This is a genomic window from Dickeya sp. NCPPB 3274 (assembly GCF_000406205.1).
Lineage (GTDB): Bacteria > Pseudomonadota > Gammaproteobacteria > Enterobacterales > Enterobacteriaceae > Dickeya > Dickeya fangzhongdai.
In genome coordinates this window covers 4069546-4092951 of the sequence record NZ_CM001979.1, presented here as the reverse complement: position 1 = coordinate 4092951, position 23406 = coordinate 4069546, and the positions used below count along the sequence as shown (strand labels likewise).

Sequence of the window (23406 nt, the reverse complement as noted above, 5' to 3'; positions counted from 1 at the left end):
ACCCAGCTCCAAAATTTGAGCGTCGTTTTCTAAGCTGCCTACTCGGCAGTGAACCCAATACCCTGCCTGCCAACTCGACGCCGCTATTTCTAAGCTGCCTACTCGGCAGTGAACGCGTTTTCCCTGCCACCATTTTTTGCACTGCTTTTCTAAGCTGCCTACTCGGCAGTGAACTTATTTACCGAGGCAAGTTTACTGGCCTCACTTTTCTAAGCTGCCTACTCGGCAGTGAACGGCGTATCAGGATTTTTGCGCCGACTGGCACCTTTCTAAGCTGCCTACTCGGCAGTGAACCTGCCTCTGTTGCCCCGGCAGTGGCAGATGGTTTTCTAAGCTGCCTACTCGGCAGTGAACTGTAGCTCGTTGACTCTAACCCGTTGTATCCCGGCTCACAATTGGCGATTTTCGCCGTCAGACCCTTTTTTTTCGGTCCTCGGTAACTTATTGATTTTTCAATACCGAAAAAGGCGGCTGAAAAAAAGGGTATCGAAGCGGGAAAAGTGTTTCTGGCGTCATTCACTTTCCCGTTTGGGCTGTGCTAGGCTGATTCTCGTTAATTTCCAGTGTATTACGAGTTTTTTAATGAATTATTAGTCTGCGTTTTATTACGCGGATGGGGTTGTTTTATCACCACCACAGAGAAACGGTTTTATGGATAACGTATTCAGCCCGTCGGATTTAAAAACCATTCTGCATTCCAAACGCGCCAATATTTATTACCTCCAGCATTGCCGTATTTTGGTGAATGGCGGACGGGTGGAATATGTCACGGAAGAAGGGAATCAGTCGCTGTACTGGAATATCCCTATCGCCAATACCAGCGTGGTGATGCTAGGCACCGGCACCTCGGTGACGCAGGCGGCGATGCGGGAATTTGCCCGCGCCGGGGTGATGGTCGGGTTTTGCGGCGGTGGGGGCACGCCGCTGTTCGCCGCCAATGAGGCCGAAGTGGCGGTGTCGTGGCTGTCGCCGCAGAGCGAGTACCGGCCTACCGAATATTTGCAGGATTGGGTCAGCTTCTGGTTTGACGAAGAGCAGCGGCTGGCAGCGGCCATTGCCTTTCAGCAGGTGCGCATCGGGCAGATTCGCCAGCACTGGCTGGGAGGGCGACTGTCGCGCGAATCGCGTTTCGCCATCAAACCGGAACAGGTGGAAGCCTTGCTTAACCGTTATCAGCAAGGGCTGATTGACTGTCGCACCGGTAACGATGTGCTGGTGCAGGAAGCGATGATGACCAAAGCGCTGTACCGGCTGGCGGCCAACGCGGTGAGCTACGGCGAGTTTACCCGCGCCAAACGCGGCGGCGGCACTGACCTGGCGAACCGCTTTCTCGATCACGGCAACTATCTGGCTTATGGGCTGGCGGCGGTGGCGCTGTGGGTGCTGGGCCTGCCGCATGGTCTGGCGGTGTTGCACGGCAAAACCCGGCGCGGTGGGCTAGTGTTTGATGTGGCCGATCTGATCAAAGACGCGCTGATTTTGCCGCAGGCGTTCATTGCCGCAATGGAAGGCGAAGACGAGCAGGAATTCCGTCAGCGCTGCCTGACGGCGTTTCGCCAGTCAGAGGCGCTGGATGTGATGATCGACAGCCTGCAACAGGTGGCGCAGCAGCGCAGCCAGGTGGCGCGATGAATATTCTGCTGATTTCCGAATGCAACAAGCGGGCGCTGGTGGAAACCCGCCGGGTGCTGGACCAGTTCGCCGAGCGCAAGGGCGAGCGCACCTGGCAGACCGCCATCACCGAAGAAGGACTGAAAACGCTGCGCCAGTTGCTGCGTAAAACCGCACGACGCAACACCGCCGTCGCCTGTCACTGGATTCGCAGCGCCAATCACACCGAACTGCTGTGGATTGTTGGTAATCTGCGGCGTTTCAACCTGCAGGGCAGCGTGCCCACCAACCGCACCGAGCGCGATATTCTGCGCAGCAACGATGAAAACCCGTGGCATAGCGCCGAAGCCTTCAGCCTGCTGGCGGCGATTGCCGGCCTGTTCCACGACATCGGCAAAGCCAATGGGTTATTTCAGGCCGGATTGCAGGGTAAAGGGCCGCGCAGCCAGCCTTATCGCCATGAATGGGTGTCGCTGCGGCTGTTTCAGGCGTTTGTCGGCGAGCGGGATGATACCGGCTGGCTGACGGCGCTTGCCGCCGTCAGCCCGGAGGATGAGGCCGCGTTGCTGGCGCGGTTGCAGCAGGATGATCCGGAGTCATGGGCATCGCCGTTTCGCGGTTTGCCACCGCTGGCGCAGGTGGTGGGCTGGCTGATTGTGTCGCATCACCGCTTGCCGCTGTTTCAGCCGTGGGAAAAGCAAGATGGCGACAACGTGTCGCCCGATCTGGCGTGCGCTGACCGTTGGCTTACCGGGCAGGTTTCACCGCGCTGGAATGCCGTCAACCATCTGAATTTTGATGGCAGCGATACGCAGTGGGAACAGGTGTGGCTCTTCCCACACGGCACGCCGCTGCAAAGCCGCGTCTGGTGCGAAAAGGCGCGCAAGTTCGCCGCCCGCGCGCTGAAATTGCCGTCGCTGCCGACATTCAGTCAGTTGGATCAACGGCTGACGGTGCATTTGGCGCGGCTGGTGTTGATGCTGGCGGATCACCACTATTCATCTGCTTCAGCCACAAGCGGCTGGCAGGATCCCCGCTATACGGTATGGGCCAACACGGATAGGAAGACCGGCAAACTCAAGCAGCAGTTGGACGAACACTGCGTCGGCGTCGGGCAGAATGCGCTGCTGCTGGGGCGCAGCCTGCCGCACCTGCGCGACACGCTGCCCGCCATCACCCGGCACAAGGGCTTTCGCCAGCGTAGTACCGATGCGCGTTTCCGCTGGCAGGACAAAGCGTTTGACAAGGTTTGCGCGATACGTGAGCAAACCGCTCGCCACGGCTTCTTTGGCGTCAACATGGCGTCTACCGGGCGTGGCAAGACGCTGGCTAACGCTCGGATCATGTACGGGCTGGCGGATGAATCACGCGGGTGCCGTTTCTCCGTGGCGCTCGGCTTGCGCACGCTGACGCTGCAAACCGGCGACGCGCTGCGCCAGCGTCTGACGCTGGATGAGGACGATCTGGCGGTGTTGATAGGCTCGCAGGCGGTGCAGGAACTGCATGAGCTGTGCCAGCAGGAAGCGCGTGCCGCGCAGAGCGGCAGCGAATCCGCCGAGGCGCTGTTTAGCGAGCATCAGTACGTCAGTTACGACGGCTCGCTGGATGACGGGCGGCTGAAAACCTGGCTGGAAAAATCGCCGACGCTGCATCAACTGCTGAGTGCGCCGGTGCTGGTCACCACCATTGATCACCTGATGCCGGCGACCGAAAGCCTGCGCGGCGGTCACCAGATTGCACCGATGCTGCGGTTGCTGACCGCCGATCTGGTGCTGGACGAACCGGACGATTTCGGGCTGGAAGACCTGCCCGCGCTGTGTCGGCTGGTGAATTGGGCGGGGATGCTCGGTTCAAGGGTGTTGCTGTCGTCCGCCACGCTGCCGCCGGCGCTGATTCGCGCGCTGTTCGAGGCTTATCTGAACGGTCGCGCTGCCTGGCAGCAGGCGTATGGCGAGCCGGATACGCCGCTGACTATCTGCTGCGGCTGGTTTGATGAATTCGACAGCGACTGCCAGCAGTTGGCGAATACCGCCGCCTTTGCCGAACGGCATCAGGCGTTTGTCGCCGGGCGCATCGACAAGCTGCAACAGCAGGAACAGCGACTGCGCTGGGCGGAGATTGAACCGGTGACCAGCTCGTCGCAGGATGCGGGAGCGGTGTGCCAGGCGGTGGCGCAAACCCTGCACCAACGGTTGTTTGCGCTGCATCAGCACCATCACCAGACGCATTCCGGCGGCAAAACCGTGTCGCTGGGGTTAATCCGTATGGCGAACATCAAACCGTTGGTGGCGGTGGCGCGTGCGCTGATGGCGATGCCCTCACCGCCGGATTGCTGCGTGCATTACTGCGTGTATCACAGCCAGCACCCGCTGGCGATGCGTTCCCACATCGAAGCGCGACTGGATGCGGCCCTGATGCGCAAACACCCGGAGGCACTGTGGCAGGTGGCGGAAGTTCGTGACGCCATCGAACAGCAGCCGCAGCAACATCATGTGTTTGTGGCGCTGGCAACCTCGGTGGCGGAAGTGGGACGGGACCACGACTACGACTGGGCTATCGCCGAACCCAGCTCCATGCGTTCGCTAATCCAACTGGCCGGGCGCATTCTGCGCCACCGCCAGCGTGACGAGTATGTGCCGACGTCGCCCAATTTTTATTTGCTGAGCCATAACGTACGGGCGCTGTGTAATGGTCCGGCTGGTGATGAGCAAACGATTGCGTTTTACCGGCCCGGTTTTGAATCGAAACACGGCTTCAAACTCGCCAGCCATGACCTGCGGGAGATCCTCAAACCGGAGGATTACCAAAACATCAGCGCTGCACCGCGTATTCAACAGCCACCGGTACTGAAAAAACCGTTTACGTTGATTTCGCTGGAACATGTTGCCCTGGCCGAAACGCTGTTTGGGCCGAAAAACGGGTCGCTTTCGCAGCCAACGGCGGTGAAGTGGTGGCGCGAACCGCTGCACTGGAACGGCGAACTGCAACGGCACACGGCGTTTCGCCGGTCAGAGCCACAGCAGCGCTACTGCTTGTGGTTGGACGACGAAAGCGACGCGCCGCGTTTTATGGTGCCGGACGACGGGCCGAGCGGCTGGAAAGACAGCGACGCGATCCGGCCCGTAACGCTGACGCTGGCCGAGGGCGTCACCAATTGGGTGGCGATGGACTGCACCGCACGCTATTCGCAACTGGCGGAGGAAAAACAGTGGGAACTGGCGTGGGTCAGCGCCCGCTTCGGTGAAATTAGCCTGAGCAAGCGAGATAACGAATGGTTCTGGCATCCGCTGTTAGGGGTGTTTGGCGCACTTAAATGAGTGCGCCGCTGCCTATGCGGCAGTTAGTAGCAACTCAGTCTCTTTCTAAGCTACCTGAACGGTAGTGAAGTTGATTTTAGAGATCTTAAAAAGCAAAGGCCAGGCTTTATTATAATAATAGTAACTCTGTCTAGGTTGATCATTTGGGTGGTCGGGCTACTATTCATTTCATCATGTCAATAATGGTAAGCGGAGATAATGAAATGAAGCCTCGGCAATCGAGATTGTTCTGTATCGCTGTACTTTGCATGGCTGCTGGATTGCTGATGAAACCGGTATCCATGACTGTGAACAATCCACCCGAATCATCAGTAAAAGCGCAGTGGTTTTCGGTTTTCTCCCTGACCATTAACCGTAACTAATCAGTAATTGATAATACGCTCAAGGAATCGACTATGAGTAGTGAAGGTTTGCAAGCGTTTATCCTGTCGTATATCGAAAATCGAAAGCAGGCCAAGCTGGACGCCTTCGATAAAGCCGCCGATAAGCAGCGCGCGGCGTTAAGCGGCGAGGCGTTGGCCGCAGCGGAGCTGATGCTGGCGCAGCAGCGGCGCGAGATAGAACAGATTTACGAGGTGCGCACCTGGCTGACCGATGCCGCCAGCCGCGCCGGGCAGATTAGCCTGGTGACCCATGCGCTGAAATTCACCCACAGCGACGCCAAAGGCAGCAGTGTGTTCAGCACCGAACCGGCTGCCGACGGTGCGGTGTTGTCTACCGTGTCGCTGGCGCAACCGGCGATTGACGCGGTGGGCAACGCGGCGGCGCTGGACGTGGCTAAACTGCTGCAAACCGAGCATCACGGCGATTCGCTGGTGGCGGCGCTCCAGCGCGGCGACCACCGCGCGCTGGAGGCGCTGGCGGAAAGCCCGCAGCAGCTCACACAGTGGCTGGCCGGGTTCGGGCAGGTGCTGACCGATAAACAGCCCAGTTCCCACAAGCTGGCGAAACAGATCTACTTCCCGGTAGGGGACGGGGAATACCACTTACTCAGCCCGCTGTATTCGTCCTCGCTGTCGCAGGCGCTGGACCAGCGCCTGACGGCGGTGCGCTTTGGAGAAGCGGCCAAAGCCATTCGCGAGGCCCGGCGGCAGAAGCGCTGGCACGATGAGGTTGACGTCAGCTATCCCGGTATTGCGGTGCAGAATATGGGCGGCACCAAGCCGCAAAATATCTCTGCGCTCAATTCCGCCCGCAGCGGCCGTTCCTATTTGCTCAGCAGCGCGCCGCCGCAATGGCGTAGCCAGCTAAAACCGCCGGTTGAGCATGACACCATCTTCCGTGAGCGGGGTGAGGTGGATGCGCTGACCTACATCGAACGCCGGGAGATGCGGCAATTCCTGCTCAGCGTAAAAGAGGTGGACAACAACCGCGAGATTCGCAATCAGCGCCGGCGCTACCTCGACCAGTTGATCGATACCTTATTTGGCTATGTCGCCACGTTACAAAACCTGCGCCCGGTGGGCTGGAGCGTAGATTCCGGTCTGAAACGCCATCTGCAACTGTGGTTGGATCCGTTGCGCGGCTTGCAGGATAAGGATTTTCTGCGTGAACGCGACGCCGGTGACTGGCAGCGGGAGGTCGCTTATGAATTTGGCCGCTGGCTGAATGCGCGATTACAGCACGAGAAACTGATTTTCGGCGAAGTGGAGCGCCGCGAGTGGTCTACCGCCGCGTTGTTCAAACAGCGTCTGCGTGAAACCGAGCGACTGCTGAAGGAGGAACTGGCATGAGCAGCCTGATTATTCTGCGGCGTATTCAGGTGGAAAACGCCAACGCCATCGCCGGGCACACTTACGGCTTTCCGGCCATCAGCCATTTTCTCGGCTTTACCCACGCGTTGTCGCGCCAGTTGCAGCTATCACATGGCCTGACGCTGGAAGGCTGCGGCGTGGTGTGCCATCAGCACCAGTTGCACGCTTACGGCAGCGGCTGGAACCGCAGCTTTGCACTGACGCGCAACCCGCTGACTAAAGAGGAAAAAACCGCCGCCTTTAATGAAGAGGGGCGGATGCATCTCACCGTATCGCTGCTGATGGAGTGTCACGGTATGTTGCCCGGCGAGGGCGGGCGCGAGGCGCTGAAACAGCGGTTGCAGCAACTGGCGCTGCGCCAGCGGCTGGCGGGCGGGCTGATTGTGGATATTGAACAGATCTCCTTCCATGACATGCCTGCCGACGAGAGCAAAACCCGCGGCCTGATGCGCCGTTTGTTGCCGGGGTTTGTGCTGCTGGACCGCACCGCGCTATTGCCGTCGCATCATCAGACTTTACAGCAGAGTGACCCGCAGGCAGAGATGCTGGATGCCTGGCTCGATTTCGCCGCCCTGAAGTATCAGGCGGTGCGCTCCCCGGACGATGACGTGAGCTGGCAACCTCTGCCCAAGCCTGATGGCGGCTATCTGGTGCCGCTGATGACCGGCTACCGCGCCATTTCGCCGCTCTATGCTCCCGGCGAGGTGGAGAAAACCCGCGACCCGTCCACCCCGTTCTGTTTTGCCGAGGCCATTTACGGCGTCGGCGAGTGGCGCGGCGCGCATCGTATTAGTGATATCAACCGTATCCTCTGGCGTTACCACTATCAAAACGGCACCTACCGATGCCTGCAAACCGCTGACGACCTGAACAGCGCAGCGGATGATTACGACGAACTCGAATTCAATTACTGAGAAAAGGATTAAGAACATGGCAAAAGCAGCAACCACGTTGAAAACCGCATCGGTACTGGCGTTTGAGCGCAAGCTGGCGAATTCCGATGCGTTGATGTTGGCGGGCAACTGGCAGCAAGAGCAGTGGGTGCCGGTGGTGATTCAGGAAAAATCGGTGCGCGGCACCATCTCCAACCGGTTGAAAAACGCCGTCAGCAGCGACCCGGCCAAGCTGGACGCCGAAATCCAGAAAGCCAACCTGCAAACGGTGGATGTGGCGGCGCTGCCGTTTGACGCCGACACGCTGAAAGTGACCTTCACGCTGCGAGTGCTCGGCAATCTGGCGCTGCCGTCGGTGTGTAACGATCAGGATTATCAGCAGGCGCTGACCGAACTGATTAACGGCTACGCCCGCGAGCAGGGCTTTGGCGTGCTGGCGGCGCGTTACGCCGAGAACATCGCCAGCGGTCGTTTCCTGTGGCGCAACCGTATCGGCGCGGAGGCGGTGCAGGTGGTGGTGACGCATAACGATAAGCGCTGGGAATTCAACAGCGAAGATTACTCGCTGCGCCAGTTTAGCCAACCGTCGGGCGCACTGGCTGAGCTGGCGCACGCCATCGAGCAGGCGCTGGCCGGAAGCGACTCGGCGTTTTTCCGCGTGGAAGCGCAGGTGAAGCTGGGCAACGGGCAGGAAGTGTTCCCGTCGCAGGAACTGGTGCTGGATGAGCGGGCCCGTAACGGCAAAAGCAAGATTCTGTATCAGGTCAACGGCGTGGCGGCGATCCATTCGCAGAAAATCGGCAACGCGCTGCGCACCGTCGATGACTGGCACCCGGAAGCGGCGGAAACCGGGCCGATCGCGGTTGAACCCTATGGCTCGGTGACCAGCCGCGGCCGCGCCTACCGTCAGCCGAAAGATAAAATGGATTTCTACACCCTGCTGGATAACTGGGTAATCAAGGGCAACGTGCCAGAGGTGGCGCAGCAGCATTACGTGATCGCCACGCTGATTCGCGGCGGGGTGTTCGGCGAGAAAGGCGAGTAACGCGCTATGGACCACTATATCGAGATTCGGGTGTTGCCCGACCCGGAGTTCAGCGGCGTGCAGTTGCTGAGCGCGCTGTTCGCCAAGTTGCACCGGGCGCTGGGGCAGCGGGCGACGGGCGCCATCGGGGTGAGTTTCCCTGATGTAGACAAAACGCTGGGGGAGCGGCTGCGGCTGCACGGCAGCGTGCAGGAGCTGGCGGCGCTGGAGCAAACCGGCTGGCTGAAAGGGCTGCGCGACTATACCGCCATCACCGAACCGCTGCCGGTGCCGGCGGGCGCGAAGCACCGCACCGTGCGCCGGGTGCAGGTGAAAAGCAGCGCCGAACGGCTGCGCCGCCGCGCGGTGAGCAAAGGCCGGATGACGGAGGATGAAGCCGCTGCCCGCATTCCCTATGCGGTGGAAAAACGCACCTCGCTGCCGTATCTGCCGCTGCGCAGCCTCTCCAACGGGCAAACGTTTTTATTGTTTGTCGAGCACGGCCCGTTGCAGGACAAACCGGTCGCCGGGGCGTTCTCCAGCTACGGGCTAAGCGCCGCCGCCACCATCCCGTGGTTTTGACCCTTTTTTTGCGGCCAGTTGTAACGTATTGATTTTTAATACCGCAATCTGGCCGCCAGAAAAAAGGGTTTTCCCGTCAAAATGGCATTTTTTCTTTAACAATCAGGTGATAAGCACGAGTTCGCTACAGTTCACTGCCGCGTAGGCAGCTTAGAAATCGCCGCGCTTTTGGTTAGGAGCGATACGCACGTTCACTGCCGCGTAGGCAGCTTAGAAAGCATCACGGCTACTCAAGGGGGACATGAGCGTGTTCACTGCCGCGTAGGCAGCTTAGAAATACGAGAAGAACAGCGACGTTATCGAAGGATAGTTCACTGCCGCGTAGGCAGCTTAGAAACAGATGCCCGGCGCGCTGCGCTGATATCGTCGTTCACTGCCGCGTAGGCAGCTTAGAAATACGCCATCGCTAAATCGCTGCAAAAGGCGTTGTTCACTGCCGCGTAGGCAGCTTAGAAAAGGTAGAAGCGGCGGCAGACGGTTTAGAAGCGGTTCACTGCCGCGTAGGCAGCTTAGAAAACGTAGGTTATCTCTACGGACTTGTGCAAAGTGTTCACTGCCGCGTAGGCAGCTTAGAAAGTATCCGCGCCGCTACGTGGTTTATAGCTACGGGTTCACTGCCGCGTAGGCAGCTTAGAAATCGGGCAGATGGCGTGTGTGTCGGCGGGCCTGGTTCACTGCCGCGTAGGCAGCTTAGAAAAATTGGCTGACGCTGTCGGATTGTCATATGACGTTCACTGCCGCGTAGGCAGCTTAGAAAGTTCATGCGGGTCACACGATCGAGTAGTGCCAGTTCACTGCCGCGTAGGCAGCTTAGAAAGTATGAAAACGGCAAACCATATTTTTGCACTTGTTCACTGCCGCGTAGGCAGCTTAGAAATTACGTAATGGGATTGCCATTTATGCATTCTCGTTCACTGCCGCGTAGGCAGCTTAGAAATAATCCGCGTCCCGATCCGCAAAGCACGAGTGGTTCACTGCCGCGTAGGCAGCTTAGAAAGGTGCAATGGATTATAACGGCAGCGATGCTGAGTTCACTGCCGCGTAGGCAGCTTAGAAATCGAAGCGGTCGCGGCGGCGGTTGGTATGCGCGTTCACTGCCGCGTAGGCAGCTTAGAAAAAGAGGTGAACGATAAAAACATTACCGTTGCTGTTCACTGCCGCGTAGGCAGCTTAGAAAACGATAAGTGCCGGTAGCTATACCAACACCGCGTTCACTGCCGTGTAGGCAGCTTAGAAACGCTCCGATGAAAACCAGCGGCAGCCGTGATGGTTCACTGCCGTATAGGCAGCTTAGAAATTGCGCGGAGGGCTGGTCGTAGCGCCGCCGGTTGTTCACTGCCGCATAGGCAGCTTAGAAAGGGCGTACCGGTGGCCCAGCCGCCCCTTTAACGTTCACTGCTGCATAGGCAGAGGTTGACGGGTTTTCTGGCGTTAAAACTACGCTGAGGTGGGCGACTTCGCCGGATGAGCGGCAGGACGCCGCGAAAGCCTGTGCCGCTCCGGGAGAGCGTCACAGGCGGTCCGAACAGCGAAGGCGAACGCCGAAGGCACCGCGTAGCGGCGTAGTTTTGCCACCTAGCCAGAGGTCAAGGAGAGGTGGCGCTTGCACCTCTCATTGTCGTGCGTGCGATGATGTGGCAAAGAAGCGACTCGGTTTATCCCGCACGAAATGAACCACCAACCCGGCATATATGCGACAAATGATTCACTCACCTGCCTGATATATATCGCTAATCAATAACAAGACACCCTGGCTGTGTGTCAACAGCCCCATTCCTGCACAGGAATAAAAAAATCCCCCGGCCGTTACCGGCTGGGGGAAAAGGCGTAAAAAAGTGAAAGGAATAACTTACTGTACGGCAGCGAATGCGGCAGCCACGCGCTGCACGTTGTGATGGTTTAAACCGGCGATGCAGATACGGCCGCTGGCGATAAGGTACACGCCGAACTCTTCGCGCAGGCGGTCCACCTGTGCGGCGCTAAAGCCGGTGTAGCTGAACATGCCGCGCTGGGTCAGCAGGTAGTCGAAGTTGCGATTCGGCAGCGCTTTTTTCAGTTCATTCACCAGCGTCTGACGCATTTCCAGAATGCGCAGGCGCATGGCTTCCACTTCTTCATGCCAGCTGGCGTTGAGCGCGCCATCGTTCAGCACGCGCGATACCACCTGCGCGCCGAAGCTCGGCGGGCTGGAGTAGTTGCGGCGCACGGTGGCTTTCAACTGGCCGAGTACGCGGCCGGCGGCGTCCTGGTCTTCGCACACCACGGACAACCCGCCGACGCGCTCGCCGTACAGCGAGAAGATTTTGGAAAACGAGTTGCTGACCAGCGCGGGCAGACCGGCGCTGGCGATGGCGCGGATGGCGTACGCATCGTCGTCCATGCCGCCGCCAAAACCCTGATAGGCGATATCAAGGAACGGCACCAGTTCGCCTTTGATCAGCACTTCGATGACGCGGTCCCACTCGGCGTGGGTCAGGTCTGAGCCGGTCGGGTTGTGGCAGCACGGATGCAGCAGCACGATGCTGCGCGGCGGCAACTGTTTCAGGGCGTTGATCATGCCTTCCACGTTGACGCCCAGCGTGTCGGCGTCAAAGTACGGGTAGGTGTGCACCGTAAAGCCCGCGCCGGAGAAAATGGCGATGTGGTTTTCCCAGGTCGGGTCGCTGACCCAGACTTCGGAATCCGGAAAATAGCATTTGAGGAAATCCGCGCCCACTTTCAGCGCGCCGGAACCGCCCAGGGTCTGGATGGTGGCGATGCGCTGCGCGGTGAGCGCCGGGTGGTGTTCGCCGAACAGCAGCGTCTGCACCGCGCTGCGGTAGTCGGCCAACCCTTCCATCGGCAGGTAGACCGACGCTTGCTGCGGCTCGGCCTGCATCTGTGTTTCCGCGGCGCTGACCGCCTGCAACTGGGGAATGACGCCCTGTCCGTCGTAATAAAGCCCGATACTGAGGTTTATTTTGTCAGTACGCGGGTCTTGTTTGAATTTTTCCATCAGGGACAGGATAGGGTCGCCAGCGTAGGCGTCAACATTCTGGAACACGGTCGGTAACTCTCCTGAGATATAAAGGGTCAAGCTGTTCGCTAGGCGGTATAACGGCCAGGTCGATGATTCATGGCGATAATCAGATTCAGCGCCGCCGCACCCAACACTGACGCGATCAGCATGGGTATGCTTACCACGAACAGTGAAGTCAGCACAATGGTTACATCCACCGCCATCTGGAATTTTCCGGCGCGGATTCCACTTTTGTCCTGTAAATAGAGCGCCAGGATATTCACCCCGCCCAGACTGGCGCGATGTCGGAACAGCACAATGAACCCCAGCCCCATAATCAGATTGCCAAACAGCGTGGCGTAAATCGGTTGCAGGTGATCAAAATGGATGAATAACGGGTGCAGGTCGGAAAACAGCGACACCATCGCTACCGCGCAGAAGGTTTTGATCGTGAATTGCCAGCCCATGCGCCGAATGGCGAGGTAGTAAAACGGCAGATTAAGCAGAAAGAACGCGGCGCCGAACGAGATATGGGTGGCGTAGTGCAACAGAAACGCCATCCCGGCGGTGCCGCCGGTCAGCGCCCCCGCCTGACGCAGCATAATAACCCCGAAGGACACCATCAGGGTGCTGATAAGCAGCGCCAGAACGTCTTCCAGCAGCGTATGTGAAACCGGTTGGGGGGTAATGACGTTATCCATGAAATATCGCCTGATAAAAGAAGGAATACCTGTCTTTTCAAGCAAAAAGCGCACCAGTCGTCATGACGGCAGGCATCGTTTGAAGGTTTTCTGTACGGGAGAAGGGTTAAGGCATTGAATGCACAGGATGAATTTATTATGCGTATTTTGTGCGTGGATTTTGTTTTATATGGTTATATCGTGTGTTGATTTTGTTTTTGGTGCAAGAGTCATGCATTCTTGCACCGTGTGGAAGCAGCATCCGCACCAATTTAGGGCAACGCGGTCGCCGGGGCCATCAGCCCGTTCTCTTTCAGGCGGTTGAGCACCACCGAGGTTTTCAGGTGCGCCACGCTTTTGTTGCGCGCCAGAATCTGGCTGATCAGCGCGCTCAGGCCGTGCAGGTCCGCCACCGCCACTTTCAGCATGTAATCCGCGTCGCCGGTGGTTTTGTAGGCGTCGATAATGGCGTCGACTTCACCCAGCATCTGGTGAAAGCTGTCTACGCATTCCTGAGTGTGATTGATTAATCGCACTTCAATCAGGCCCATCACTTCCAGCCCGACCGCATCCGGCGCCAGTCGGGCGTGATACCCGAGAATCAGTTGCGCCTGTTCGAGGGCAATACGACGGCGAGAACACTGTGAGGCAGACAGCCCAACCAGATCGCTGAGTTCCTGATTGGTAAGGCGTCCGTTCGCCTGCAGCAGTGTGAGGATCTTCAGATCAAAATCATCAATGTTGTACATAGCCCTGCCTTGCCAGAAGCACAAAAAGACAGACTATCAGCTTTTTTTGCTTCCGGAAGTTTGTTGTTTGCCATCTTATGCCGCCAGCGCGTTTTTCCGTCTGACCGGCTGCACCATCCTGGTTCATTTTAGTGTATGCCGGCCAGGATGGTTGGCGATTTCATGCATATTTTGAGTGTTTTTCGCACTAAATCAACGTGATGGCTATTTTGTTGCAAGAGGCGTGAATGTGAAACTTTTTCTAAATTGATTCAGTTTGTTAAGCGCCTTAAACATGCTGCCGCGGTCGGCGATGACGTGGTTGGCCTGATAATTGCCGTGAGAGAGTGATTACTTCAAATGAATTAAACCATTTTTCTGGGGGAAGGGTGATGGACACACAGCAAGACAGCCAATTGCAACGGGGGCTAAAGAACCGGCATATCCAGCTAATCGCGCTGGGCGGCGCGGTCGGCACCGGGTTGTTTCTCGGCATCGCACAGACGATTCGCATGGCCGGGCCGTCGGTGCTGCTCGGTTACGCCATCGCCGGCGTGATCGCTTTTTTCATTATGCGTCAACTGGGCGAAATGGTGGTGGAGGAGCCGGTGGCCGGTTCGTTCAGCCACTTCGCCAATCAATACTGGGGTAATTTTGCCGGGTTTATGTCCGGCTGGAATTACTGGGTGCTGTATGTGCTGGTGAGCATGGCGGAACTGAGCGCGGTGGGCATCTACATCCAGTACTGGTGGCCGGCGGTGCCGACCTGGGTATCGGCGGCGGTGTTCTTTGTCGCCATCAATGCCATCAACCTGAGCAACGTCAAGGTCTACGGCGAGCTGGAGTTCTGGTTCTCCATCATCAAGGTGGCGGCGATTATCGGCATGATCGTGTTTGGCGGCTATCTGCTGTTTAGCGGCAATGGCGGGCCGGAAGCCAACGTCGCCAACTTGTGGCAGCACGGCGGTTTCTTCCCGAACGGCGTCAGCGGCATGGTGATGGCGATGGCGGTGATCATGTTTTCCTTTGGTGGGCTGGAACTGGTAGGGATTACGGCGGCCGAAGCGGATGACCCGCAAAAGAGCATTCCGCGCGCCACCAATCAGGTGATTTACCGCATCCTGCTGTTTTATGTGGGCGCGCTGGCGGTGCTGCTGTCGTTGTATCCGTGGCAGAAAGTGGTGGAAGGCGGCAGCCCGTTCGTGCTGATTTTCCATGCGCTGGACAGCAATCTGGTGGCGAATGTGCTGAATCTGGTGGTGTTGTCCGCCGCACTGTCGGTCTACAACAGCTGTGTGTACTGCAACAGCCGTATGCTGTTCGGATTGGCGCAGCAGGGCAACGCGCCGCGCGCGCTGCTGACGGTCAATCGCCGCGGCATTCCGCTGGTGTCGCTCGGCGTCTCGGCGCTGGCGACGGCGCTGTGCGTGCTGCTCAACTACCTGATGCCGGGCAAGGCGTTTGAACTGCTGATGGCGCTGGTCGTGTCGGCGCTGGTGATCAACTGGGCGATGATCAGCATCACCCATCTGAAATTCCGTCAGGCCAAGCAGCGCGCGCAACAGCAAACCCGCTTTAAAAGTCTGGGTTATCCGCTTACCAACATGCTGTGCCTGCTGTTTCTGGCCGGGATTCTGGTGATCATGGCGATGACGCCGGGCATCCAGATCTCCGTGTGGCTGATTCCGTTCTGGCTGCTGGCGCTGGCCGCCGGTTATGCCATCAAAAAGAAAAGAGGGGCGGTTCGCGCACTGGCGGCGGAGTAAGGGAGAGGGCTGTTGGTAAACAGCAAGGCGGCTTTGCTACTGTCGGATTTATGCCTGGTGAGTGAATCATTTGTCGAATGTATGCCGGGTCGGTGGTTCATTTCGTGCGGGATAAACGGTGTCGTTTCTTTGCCATTTCATTGCACGCACGACTTAAGGAGAGGCTCAGCGCCGCCTCTCCTTGACCACTGGCTGAGGGCTAAACTACGCCGCTACGCGGTGCCTTCGGCGTTCGCCTTCGCTGTTCGGACCGCCCGTTACGCGCTCCCGGCGCGGAACGGGCTTGCACGGCATCCATGCCGTGCATCCGGCGAAGTCGCCCACCTCAGCGTAGTTTTTAACGCCAGCAAACCCGTTAATTTCTGCCTACACGGCAGTGAACGTTATCAATGCCAGTCGCGCCCTTGATTGGCATTTCTAAGCTGCCTACACGGCAGTGAACGATAACGCTATTCAGGCCTGGATGTCGCTACCTTTCTAAGCTGCCTACACGGCAGTGAACGTACACGCCCGGCGTCAGGTCGAGCCGGTAGCTTTCTAAGCTGCCTACACGGCAGTGAACATGCAGATTGTCACCATAAATCGGGATGACATTTTTCTAAGCTGCCTACACGGCAGTGAACAGATTACGGCTGAGTCCGCGCGCATTCAGCGCTTTCTAAGCTGCCTACACGGCAGTGAACCGTAGCAATTTATCGCTGGTGGGCTGATTTTAAAAGAGAAATGAGGATTTTTGTCTGAAACCCCTTTTTTTAATCGACCGTTATCACCTTTAAAAATCAGATAGTTATAAACGGGCGAAAAAAAAAGGTCAAAATCGGCGGGCGAGGAAGGGGCGTGCTACAGTGACGCTTTTGCCAGACAGGCGTGACCTTGCAAGGAACTATCATGAAAAAACGGTTTTCATTCATTCTGTTACTGGGGCTGGCCGGCGGCGCCAACGCCGCGTCTCATCTCGATCAGGTGCAGGAACAAGGGGTGCTGAAGGTGTGCACCACCGGCGACTATAAGCCGTACACATCGCTGCGTGCCGATGGCGATTACGAAGGGATCGATATCGCGATGGCGCAATCGCTGGCTAAAAGCCTGGGCGTGAAAGTGGAGTGGATAAAAACCAGCTGGAAAACCCTGATGCCGGATTTTCAGTCCGGTAAGTGCGATATCGCTATGGGGGGGATTTCCGTGACGCTGGAGCGTCAGAAAAAGGCGTTTTTCTCCGGCATGCTGGACGTGGACGGCAAGATCCCGCTGGTGCGTTGCGACGACAAGAGCAAGTATCAGACGGTGGCGCAGATTAATCAGCCGTCGGTGCGGGTAATTGAACCGGCAGGCGGCACCAACGAGGCGTTTGTTCATGCCCATTTGCCGCAGGCCAACCTGATGCTGCATGACAACGTGACCATCTTCCAGCAACTGGTGGACAAGCAGGCGGACGTCATGATTACCGATGCCTCGGAAGCCTTGTACCAGCAGAAACGCTATCCGCAACTGTGCGCGGTCAATCCGTCCTCGCCGATGCAGTATGGCGAGAAAGCCTATATGCTGCCGCGCGACGACGTAAGCTGGAAGTTATACGTGGATCAATGGCTACACCTGACGAAAGCGAACGGGGAATACCAGAGGATAATTTCTGAATGGTTGGGTAAGGCGGAATAAAAGTTGGCTATTGTTATGTAAATCAACGTAAGGCAATATGTTGAAGAGTATGTAGCGGGATAATATCCCGCTATTGCGCACCATGAGATAGTTTTTGCTTATCTTTTGGTGCTTTTTTTATTCAACCTTTTTGAAAGATGACAGCAAATTAACCCGATTTTAACAGCCCGCTAACAGCGCTATCCTGCTTCACATCGAAGGCAGTCAAGCCTTCCCAACCTGATTAACGTGAAGAGGCTTACCATGAAATCGATCAAAACTGTTGTTGCTGCTGTCGCTCTGGCTACTATCTCTTTCGGCTCGATGGCCGCCACCGAAGTGCAATCGGTACAGAGCCGCGACCTGGGCACCGTTTCCGCCACTGCCCGCACTCTGGATGATTTGCAGACTCAGCTGTCCGCCAAAGCCGATGCCGCCGGCGCCAAATCTTTCCGCATCATCACCGCTACCGGCGATGAGCAGCTGCGCGGTGTGGCCGAGCTGTACAACTAATCGCCTAATCGCCGGTTTATTTAATCACTGATTGATTAATCACTGATTTCCCTAACGGTGATCGAGAAAGCCCGAACCCCGGATGATCCGAGGTTCGGGCTTTTTGCGTATGGAATGCTCGATATTGAACAACGAACGCTGGGGCTAGCCGATGTACTCCAGCCGGGTGCGGCTGGTCAGGCGGGTAATCAGTTCATAAGCACTGATGCCGGTGTAGGCGGCGATTTTTTCCACCGGCAGCGGACCGCCCCACAAAATCACTTCATCGCCGACCTTGTCCTGCGCGTCCGGCCCCAGATCGACGGTAATCATATCCATTGAAACCCGGCCGGACAGCGGTACTTCACGGCCGTTGATCCACACCGGCGTGCCGCTTTTGGCGTCGCGCGGATAGCCGTCGCCGTAGCCAATCGCCACCACGCCCAGCCGGGTATCGCGCGGGCTGGTCCAGGTGCTGCCGTAACCGACCGGCTCGTTTACGTGGTGCTCGCGCACCGCAATCAGGTGCGAGGTTAAGGTCATGGCAGGTTTGAGCTGCCACTGGCTGGCGTCGCCCTGCGCCAGCGGCGAAACGCCGTACTGGATAATACCGGGACGGATCTGGTCGCGGTGAGCCTGCGGCCACAACAGAATACCGCCGGAGGCGGCGATGGACTGGCGGCCCGGTTTGTCTTGCACAAAGGCGTCGAAGCAGTCGAGCTGACGCTGAGTGGTGCCCGCTTGTGGTTCATCGGCGCGGCAAAAGTGACTCATGATGTTCACCGGTTGCACCACGCTGGAACAGGCGCTCAACCGGGCGTAAAAAGCTTCGGCCTGTTCCGGCAGCACGCCGAGACGGTGCATGCCGGTGTCGAGCTTCATCCACACCGTCAGCGGGTGCGGCAGACGCGCCTGTTCCAGCGCCGCCAGTTGTTCTTCGCAGTGTACGGCGGTTTCCAACTGGTGTTCGGCCAGCAACGGCAGCTCGTCAGCGGCAAAAAAACCTTCCAGCAGCAGGATGGGTTTGGTGATGCCGGCGGCGCGTAGCGCCAGCGCTTCGCTGAGGCGGGAAACGCCGTAACCGTCGGCGTCGGAAAAGGCGCGGGCGGCTTCCACGGCGCCGTGTCCGTAGGCGTTGGCTTTGACTATGGCGATCAGCCGGCTTTGCGGGGCCATCTGCCGGATACATTGCAGATTGTGGCGCAAAGCCTGACGATCAATGACGGCGGTTGCCGTTTTCATTCTGAGTCCTTAGTGCGTTTATTCGTCATTGACGGTTATTCATCGTCATGCGGTTATTCATCATCGTATTGTGGCCCGGCGTAATTATCGAAACGCGACCACTGCCCGTTAAAGGTCAGGCGAACGGTGCCGATCGGCCCGTTACGCTGCTTCCCTATAATGATTTCAGCGATGCCTTTCAGATCGCTGTTTTCGTGATACACCTCGTCACGGTAGATAAACATGATCAGGTCGGCGTCCTGCTCGATAGAGCCGGATTCACGCAGGTCGGAGTTGACCGGACGTTTATCGGCGCGCTGTTCCAGACTGCGGTTGAGCTGAGACAGCGCGATGACCGGCACTTGCAATTCTTTTGCCAACGCTTTGAGTGAACGGGAAATTTCGGCGATTTCCAGCGTTCGGTTATCAGACAGCGACGGCACCCGCATCAGCTGTAGGTAGTCGATCATGATCAGGCTCAGGCCATCGTGCTCGCGGAATACCCGGCGGGCGCGGGAACGCACTTCGGTCGGCGTCAGGCCGGAGGAGTCGTCGATGTACATGTTGCGTTTTTCCAGCAGCAGCCCCATGGTGCTGGAGATACGCGCCCAGTCTTCGTCGTCGAGCTGACCGGTACGGATGCGGGTCTGGTCCACGCGCGACAGCGACGCCAGCATACGCATCATGATCTGCTCGCCGGGCATTTCCAGACTGAAGATCAGCACCGGTTTTTCCTGCGTCATGGCGGCGTTTTCGCACAGGTTCATGGCGAAGGTGGTTTTCCCCATTGAGGGACGCGCCGCCACGATGATCAGGTCCGATCTCTGCAAGCCGGCGGTTTTCTTGTCCAGATCCTGATAGCCGCTGGAAACGCCGGTCACGCCGTCATGCGGGCGTTGGTAAAGCTGTTCGATGCGCGAGACGGTGTCTTCCAGAATGCGGTCGATGCTTTTCGGCCCTTCATCCTTGCTGGCGCGGTTTTCCGCTATCTGAAACACGCGGGATTCGGCCAGATCCAGCAGGTCTTCGCTGCTGCGGCCTTGCGGGTCGTAACCGGCGTCGGCGATCTCGTTGGCGACGGCGATCATTTCACGCACTACCGCACGTTCGCGCACGATGTCGGCATACGCGCCGATATTGGCGGCGCTGGGGGTGTTTTTCGCCAGTTCCGCCAGGTAGGCGAAACCACCGGAGGACTCCAGCTCGCCTTTTTGCTCCAGCGACTCCGACAGGGTGATCAGGTCAATGGGCTTGCTCATTTCCAGCAGGCGCTGCATCTCGTTAAAGATCAGCCGGTGGGCGCGGTTGAAAAAGTCGTTGGCGGAGACGCGCTCGGCGACGTTGTCCCAACGCTCGTTGTCGAGCATCAACCCCCCTAGCACCGACTGTTCCGCTTCGATGGAATGGGGCGGGAGTTTTAGCCCTTCTACCTGACGGTCGCGGGATTCTGCCGGTTTAGTTGGTTTTTTTTCTGCCATGAAACGCGTTCTTTACTGGTTGATTTACCTTTAGGGGTGGGAGCATTGTATATCCTAAACTCAGGAATGACATATTGTCCGATGACATCACCGGGCACATACGATAGAGCGAGGAGATCATCATGGCAAAACGTATTCAGTTCAGCGACCACGGCGGGCCGGGGGTGCTGGAGTATGTGGATTACACGCCGCGCGAGCCGGGTCTTAACGACGTTCAGGTGGAAAACCGCGCCATCGGCATTAACTTTATCGATACCTATTTTCGTTCCGGGCTGTATTCGCCGCCGTCGTTTCCCTCCGGTCTGGGTACCGAAGCGGCCGGCGTGGTGATAAAAGCCGGGGCTAATGTAAAACATCTCAAGGTGGGCGACCGGGTGGTGTACGCCCAGTCGGCGCTGGGCGCTTACAGCGAACGGCATAATGTTCCGGCGGACAAGGTTGCGCTGCTGCCGGATGACATCAGCTTTGAGCAGGCGGCGGCTTCATTCCTGAAAGGGCTGACGGTGTATTACCTGCTGCGCCAGACCTATGAAGTGAAACCGGGCGAGGTGTTTCTGTTCCACGCGGCGGCCGGCGGCGTTGGGTTGATTGCCTGCCAGTGGGCGAAGGCGCTGGGGGCGAAACTGATCGGCACCGTCGGTTCCGACCACAAGGCGGAACTGGCAAAACAGGCGGGCGCCTGGGCCACCATTAACTACCGCAAGGAAGACATCGTCCATCGGGTGCTGGAACTGACCCACGAAGAAAAAGTCTCGGTCGTGTATGACTCGGTGGGTAAAGACACCTGGGAAGCCTCGCTCAACTGCCTGAAGCGTCGCGGGCTGATGGTCAGTTTCGGCAACGCGTCCGGCCCGGTCACCGGGGTGAATCTCGGCATTCTCAACCAGAAAGGGTCGCTGTACGTCACCCGGCCGTCGCTGTTCAGCTACATCACCAATCGTCAGGAACTGGAGCAGGCCAGCCGTGAACTGTTTGCGCTGATCGCCAGCGGTGCCATCAAGGTAGACGTGCTGGACAGCCAGAAGTTCGCGTTGGAAGACGCCCGGTCCGCCCACCGCGCGCTGGAAAGCCGCAGTACTCAGGGGTCATGCCTGTTGATTCCCGGTTCCGTCTCTCATGGTTAAGTAACCTGAAAACTGTCGGAACCGGCGCCTTTCCCCGTGTTAAAACACCGGGAAGGGCGCACCCGCCACACCTTCTCCCTTCCCGGTGTATTACTTATTAACAAAAAAGCCTCCGGGCAATGTTTATTTTTTAACCTGCCGATCGGTACGATGTGACCGCACATTGCGGATTCTGTATAACGCCAACCATGCCCCGGTAAACCGGGCATACGCACTGTTACCCATAGTCTTTTACGTGCCGTCGTTTTTAGCGTCGTTATTTGCCATTCCTTCTCTCCTTATCTCTTCGGGATCACGATAGTTGCTTTTTCGCAGGTCACTTATCACCTGATCAGGAAGGACATTGAGTATGAGAGCAATCAGGCAACTGCCCGCGCCTCCGGCCAGAAGCATTCTCGGACATGTTGATTATTTAAAACGACCTGACATCCATTTGCAGATGCTGCAATGGAAAGAACGCTATGGTCTTTTTTACCGGTTAAGACTGGGATTCACGCCGGCGATGGTGATCGCCGATTCAGAATGGATTCGTACCATAATGAAGGCCCGTCCTGATGATTTTCGGCGTCGACGCAGTATTGAATCCGTTTTTCAGGAAGCCGGGCTGAACGGTGTTTTCTCCGCGGAGGGCGCACGATGGATGCATCAGCGGAAACTGACGGAACCGATGTTTCAGCCTGGGCATCTGAAACATTTCTATCCCAGTCTCAGGAAAGTCACCACACGTTTATCAGAACGTTTCGCCAAATTGGCAGAAACCGGGGAAGTGGTTTCTCTGGTGGATGAATTTAAGCGCTATACGGTGGATATCACGTCGTTATTAGCCTTTGGCGAGGATATCAATATCCTTGAGCAGGGCGAGAATCCGCTATCGGAAAGTTTACGTCGCCTGTTCCCGGTGATTAATGAACGCTGTGGTTCTCCCATTCCGCTATGGCGTTATATCAAGATGGCGCGGGATAAGCAGTTTGATGCCAGCCTGAAGCTGATTCACGACCAGCTTAACGAATTTATTCGTCGTCAGCGGGAGCGCATCCAGCAGTCTCCCCAGCTCATGGACGCCCCTGAAAATATGCTGCAAATCATGATCGCAGAACAGCAGCAAGACGGGACGCTGACGGACGCGGACATTCTGGCTAATGCGTTTACGTTACTGCTGGCGGGAGAGGATACGACCGCGAATACGCTTGCCTGGATGAGCTTTCTGCTTTGCTCTTCACCTTCGGTGGAAGCACTGGTCGTTAAGGAGTGCCATCAGGCGACTGAGGCGGTGGGGACCGGCCTGCCGTGGCCCTTGCCCCGTATGCCTTTGCTCACCGCCGTGATGTATGAGTCGATGCGGCTTAAACCGGTGGCGCCGCTGCTTTACCTTGAACCGGTTAAAGACACCGTCATTGCTGATTTCCTTATCAAAAAGGGAACGCCCCTTTTGCTGATGCTGAACGCAAGCGGATTTGACGAGGCTTTATTCCATCAGCCCGGTGATTTCATGCCCGAGCGGTGGCTTGAGCGCGGACAGGCGTCTTTTTCCGACCTTCAGCCATTTGGCGGAGGGGCGCGCATGTGCCCCGGACGCTCGCTGGCATTAATTGAAATCAAACAGGGGTTTCATGCGTTGTGCAGCGGATTTCGTGTTGAAGCGCAACAGCCGGCGTCGGACGTTATGGAGAGTTTTGCCTTCACCGTGACCCCGATCGGTTTTCGCGTGAGGCTGCATAAGCGACCTCAACCCGATACCGCCTGAGTTTGATATTGCCAATCTATGCCGCGTTCTTGATGGCTCTGGCGGGTGATAAGTCATGACGTGGGGGATTCTTTACAGCGCGCGATAACATCAGGGGGCGATAAAACCGGGTAATAATACCGACCCTTGACGAGTCGGCATTATTCCACAGGACGGCTGTTGCCATGACGCCAGTTTCATCCACTGCATGTAGGGTACAGTGTGGTGCTCGTCACGAAGGTACCGCTGGGCGGCTATTATTTCCTGACGATGATGAATTAAAGGGTCGGCTCGCACCTTAATGAAAAGGGCGAGCCAAACAGTGAGCGACATCCTAGCAGCCACGATAAGGAAAAAATATCTGCTGGCGCACAATTTTG

At 57.4% G+C, this 23406-nt stretch carries 16 protein-coding genes and 3 CRISPR repeat arrays; of the genes, 11 read left to right on the top strand and 5 right to left on the bottom strand.

The window, feature by feature from the left end; all coding sequences use genetic code 11:
- Positions 1–26: 26 nt before the first annotated feature.
- A CRISPR array of direct repeats spans positions 27–354; the repeat unit is 28 nt; unit sequence TTTCTAAGCTGCCTACTCGGCAGTGAAC.
- Between the two features lie 297 nt (positions 355–651).
- From cas1f to cas6f, 6 genes are all read left to right on the top strand, one after another.
- A complete protein-coding gene (gene cas1f / locus DXX3274_RS18295) occupies positions 652–1632 on the top strand; it encodes a type I-F CRISPR-associated endonuclease Cas1f (protein WP_042860989.1) in 981 nt (326 codons plus the stop codon).
- Positions 1629–4928, top strand: coding sequence for a type I-F CRISPR-associated helicase Cas3f (gene cas3f, locus DXX3274_RS18290; RefSeq protein ID WP_042860988.1), 3300 nt, complete (start codon positions 1629–1631; stop codon positions 4926–4928). The genes cas1f and cas3f overlap by 4 nt, the downstream gene beginning before the upstream one ends.
- A 395-nt stretch (positions 4929–5323) precedes the next feature.
- Positions 5324–6661: a type I-F CRISPR-associated protein Csy1 gene (gene csy1 / locus DXX3274_RS18285; RefSeq protein ID WP_042860987.1), complete on the top strand. Its 1338-nt coding sequence runs from the start codon at positions 5324–5326 to the stop codon at positions 6659–6661.
- Positions 6658–7596 (top strand): type I-F CRISPR-associated protein Csy2, encoded by a 939-nt coding sequence (csy2, locus tag DXX3274_RS18280; protein ID WP_042860986.1) that lies wholly within the window; start codon positions 6658–6660, stop codon positions 7594–7596. Before csy1 ends, csy2 begins: the two co-directional genes overlap by 4 nt.
- Positions 7597–7612: 16 nt before the next feature.
- Positions 7613–8620 (top strand): type I-F CRISPR-associated protein Csy3, encoded by a 1008-nt coding sequence (gene csy3, locus DXX3274_RS18275; RefSeq protein ID WP_042860985.1) that lies wholly within the window; start codon positions 7613–7615, stop codon positions 8618–8620.
- Between the two features lie 6 nt (positions 8621–8626).
- Positions 8627–9181: a type I-F CRISPR-associated endoribonuclease Cas6/Csy4 gene (cas6f, locus tag DXX3274_RS18270; protein WP_042860984.1), complete on the top strand. Its 555-nt coding sequence runs from the start codon at positions 8627–8629 to the stop codon at positions 9179–9181.
- A gap of 129 nt (positions 9182–9310) precedes the next feature.
- Positions 9311–10599: a CRISPR direct-repeat array (repeat unit 28 nt; unit sequence GTTCACTGCCGCGTAGGCAGCTTAGAAA).
- 431 nt (positions 10600–11030) lie between these two features.
- Here the strand turns inward: cas6f and DXX3274_RS18265 are convergent.
- The 3 genes from DXX3274_RS18265 to DXX3274_RS18255 form a co-directional block, all read right to left on the bottom strand.
- On the bottom strand, positions 11031–12224 hold the full coding sequence (locus DXX3274_RS18265) for an amino acid aminotransferase (protein ID WP_042860983.1): 1194 nt from the start codon (positions 12222–12224) through the stop codon (positions 11031–11033).
- Positions 12225–12265: 41 nt separating this feature from the next.
- The gene (locus tag DXX3274_RS18260) at positions 12266–12880 is read right to left on the bottom strand and encodes a YitT family protein (protein ID WP_042860982.1); all 615 of its coding nucleotides are present in this window, start codon (positions 12878–12880) and stop codon (positions 12266–12268) included.
- 251 nt (positions 12881–13131) lie between these two features.
- Positions 13132–13608 carry an Lrp/AsnC family transcriptional regulator gene (locus tag DXX3274_RS18255; RefSeq protein WP_042860981.1) on the bottom strand — a complete coding sequence of 159 codons (477 nt, stop codon included), beginning with the start codon at positions 13606–13608 and terminating at the stop codon, positions 13132–13134.
- 371 nt (positions 13609–13979) lie between these two features.
- On the opposite strand from DXX3274_RS18255, the gene DXX3274_RS18250 reads away from it, so the two are divergent.
- The 3 genes from DXX3274_RS18250 (at position 13980) to DXX3274_RS18240 (ending at position 17501) form a co-directional block, all read left to right on the top strand.
- Entirely contained in the window at positions 13980–15353 is a 1374-nt protein-coding gene (locus DXX3274_RS18250) for an amino acid permease (protein WP_042860980.1), read from the top strand.
- Positions 15354–15707: 354 nt separating this feature from the next.
- Positions 15708–16036: a CRISPR direct-repeat array (repeat unit 28 nt; unit sequence TTTCTAAGCTGCCTACACGGCAGTGAAC).
- 205 nt (positions 16037–16241) lie between these two features.
- Complete coding sequence (locus tag DXX3274_RS18245) at positions 16242–17009, top strand: transporter substrate-binding domain-containing protein (RefSeq protein WP_042860979.1); 768 nt, start codon at positions 16242–16244, stop codon at positions 17007–17009.
- Between the two features lie 243 nt (positions 17010–17252).
- The gene (locus tag DXX3274_RS18240) at positions 17253–17501 is read left to right on the top strand and encodes a YdgH/BhsA/McbA-like domain containing protein (RefSeq protein ID WP_042860978.1); all 249 of its coding nucleotides are present in this window, start codon (positions 17253–17255) and stop codon (positions 17499–17501) included.
- A gap of 144 nt (positions 17502–17645) precedes the next feature.
- Here the strand turns inward: DXX3274_RS18240 and alr are convergent, their stop codons facing one another.
- Together alr and dnaB are read right to left on the bottom strand one after the other, a co-directional pair.
- Positions 17646–18722, bottom strand: coding sequence for an alanine racemase (gene alr / locus DXX3274_RS18235; protein WP_042860977.1), 1077 nt, complete (start codon positions 18720–18722; stop codon positions 17646–17648).
- Between the two features lie 53 nt (positions 18723–18775).
- The gene (dnaB, locus tag DXX3274_RS18230) at positions 18776–20179 is read right to left on the bottom strand and encodes a replicative DNA helicase (RefSeq protein WP_042860975.1); all 1404 of its coding nucleotides are present in this window, start codon (positions 20177–20179) and stop codon (positions 18776–18778) included.
- A 122-nt stretch (positions 20180–20301) separates the two neighbouring features.
- On the opposite strand from dnaB, the gene DXX3274_RS18225 reads away from it, so the two are divergent.
- Both DXX3274_RS18225 and DXX3274_RS18220 read left to right on the top strand, forming a co-directional pair.
- A complete protein-coding gene (locus DXX3274_RS18225; protein ID WP_042860974.1) occupies positions 20302–21303 on the top strand; it encodes a quinone oxidoreductase in 1002 nt (333 codons plus the stop codon).
- 349 nt (positions 21304–21652) lie between these two features.
- Entirely contained in the window at positions 21653–23047 is a 1395-nt protein-coding gene (locus DXX3274_RS18220; protein ID WP_042860972.1) for a cytochrome P450, read from the top strand.
- Positions 23048–23406 lie beyond the last annotated feature (359 nt).

Excerpts from the sequence above, each read along its gene's own strand:
- cas1f (WP_042860989.1), top strand. The coding sequence starts at position 652 with ATGGATAACGTATTCAGCCCGTCGGATTTAAAAACCATTCTGCATTCC.
- cas3f (WP_042860988.1), top strand. The coding sequence starts at position 1,629 with ATGAATATTCTGCTGATTTCCGAATGCAACAAGCGGGCGCTGGTGGAA.
- csy1 (WP_042860987.1), top strand. The coding sequence starts at position 5,324 with ATGAGTAGTGAAGGTTTGCAAGCGTTTATCCTGTCGTATATCGAAAAT.
- csy2 (WP_042860986.1), top strand. The coding sequence starts at position 6,658 with ATGAGCAGCCTGATTATTCTGCGGCGTATTCAGGTGGAAAACGCCAAC.
- csy3 (WP_042860985.1), top strand. The coding sequence starts at position 7,613 with ATGGCAAAAGCAGCAACCACGTTGAAAACCGCATCGGTACTGGCGTTT.
- cas6f (WP_042860984.1), top strand. The coding sequence starts at position 8,627 with ATGGACCACTATATCGAGATTCGGGTGTTGCCCGACCCGGAGTTCAGC.
- DXX3274_RS18260 (WP_042860982.1), bottom strand. The coding sequence starts at position 12,880 with ATGGATAACGTCATTACCCCCCAACCGGTTTCACATACGCTGCTGGAA.
- DXX3274_RS18255 (WP_042860981.1), bottom strand. The coding sequence starts at position 13,608 with ATGTACAACATTGATGATTTTGATCTGAAGATCCTCACACTGCTGCAG.
- DXX3274_RS18250 (WP_042860980.1), top strand. The coding sequence starts at position 13,980 with ATGGACACACAGCAAGACAGCCAATTGCAACGGGGGCTAAAGAACCGG.
- DXX3274_RS18245 (WP_042860979.1), top strand. The coding sequence starts at position 16,242 with ATGAAAAAACGGTTTTCATTCATTCTGTTACTGGGGCTGGCCGGCGGC.
- DXX3274_RS18240 (WP_042860978.1), top strand. The coding sequence starts at position 17,253 with ATGAAATCGATCAAAACTGTTGTTGCTGCTGTCGCTCTGGCTACTATC.
- alr (WP_042860977.1), bottom strand. The coding sequence starts at position 18,722 with ATGAAAACGGCAACCGCCGTCATTGATCGTCAGGCTTTGCGCCACAAT.
- dnaB (WP_042860975.1), bottom strand. The coding sequence starts at position 20,179 with ATGGCAGAAAAAAAACCAACTAAACCGGCAGAATCCCGCGACCGTCAG.
- DXX3274_RS18225 (WP_042860974.1), top strand. The coding sequence starts at position 20,302 with ATGGCAAAACGTATTCAGTTCAGCGACCACGGCGGGCCGGGGGTGCTG.
- DXX3274_RS18220 (WP_042860972.1), top strand. The coding sequence starts at position 21,653 with ATGAGAGCAATCAGGCAACTGCCCGCGCCTCCGGCCAGAAGCATTCTC.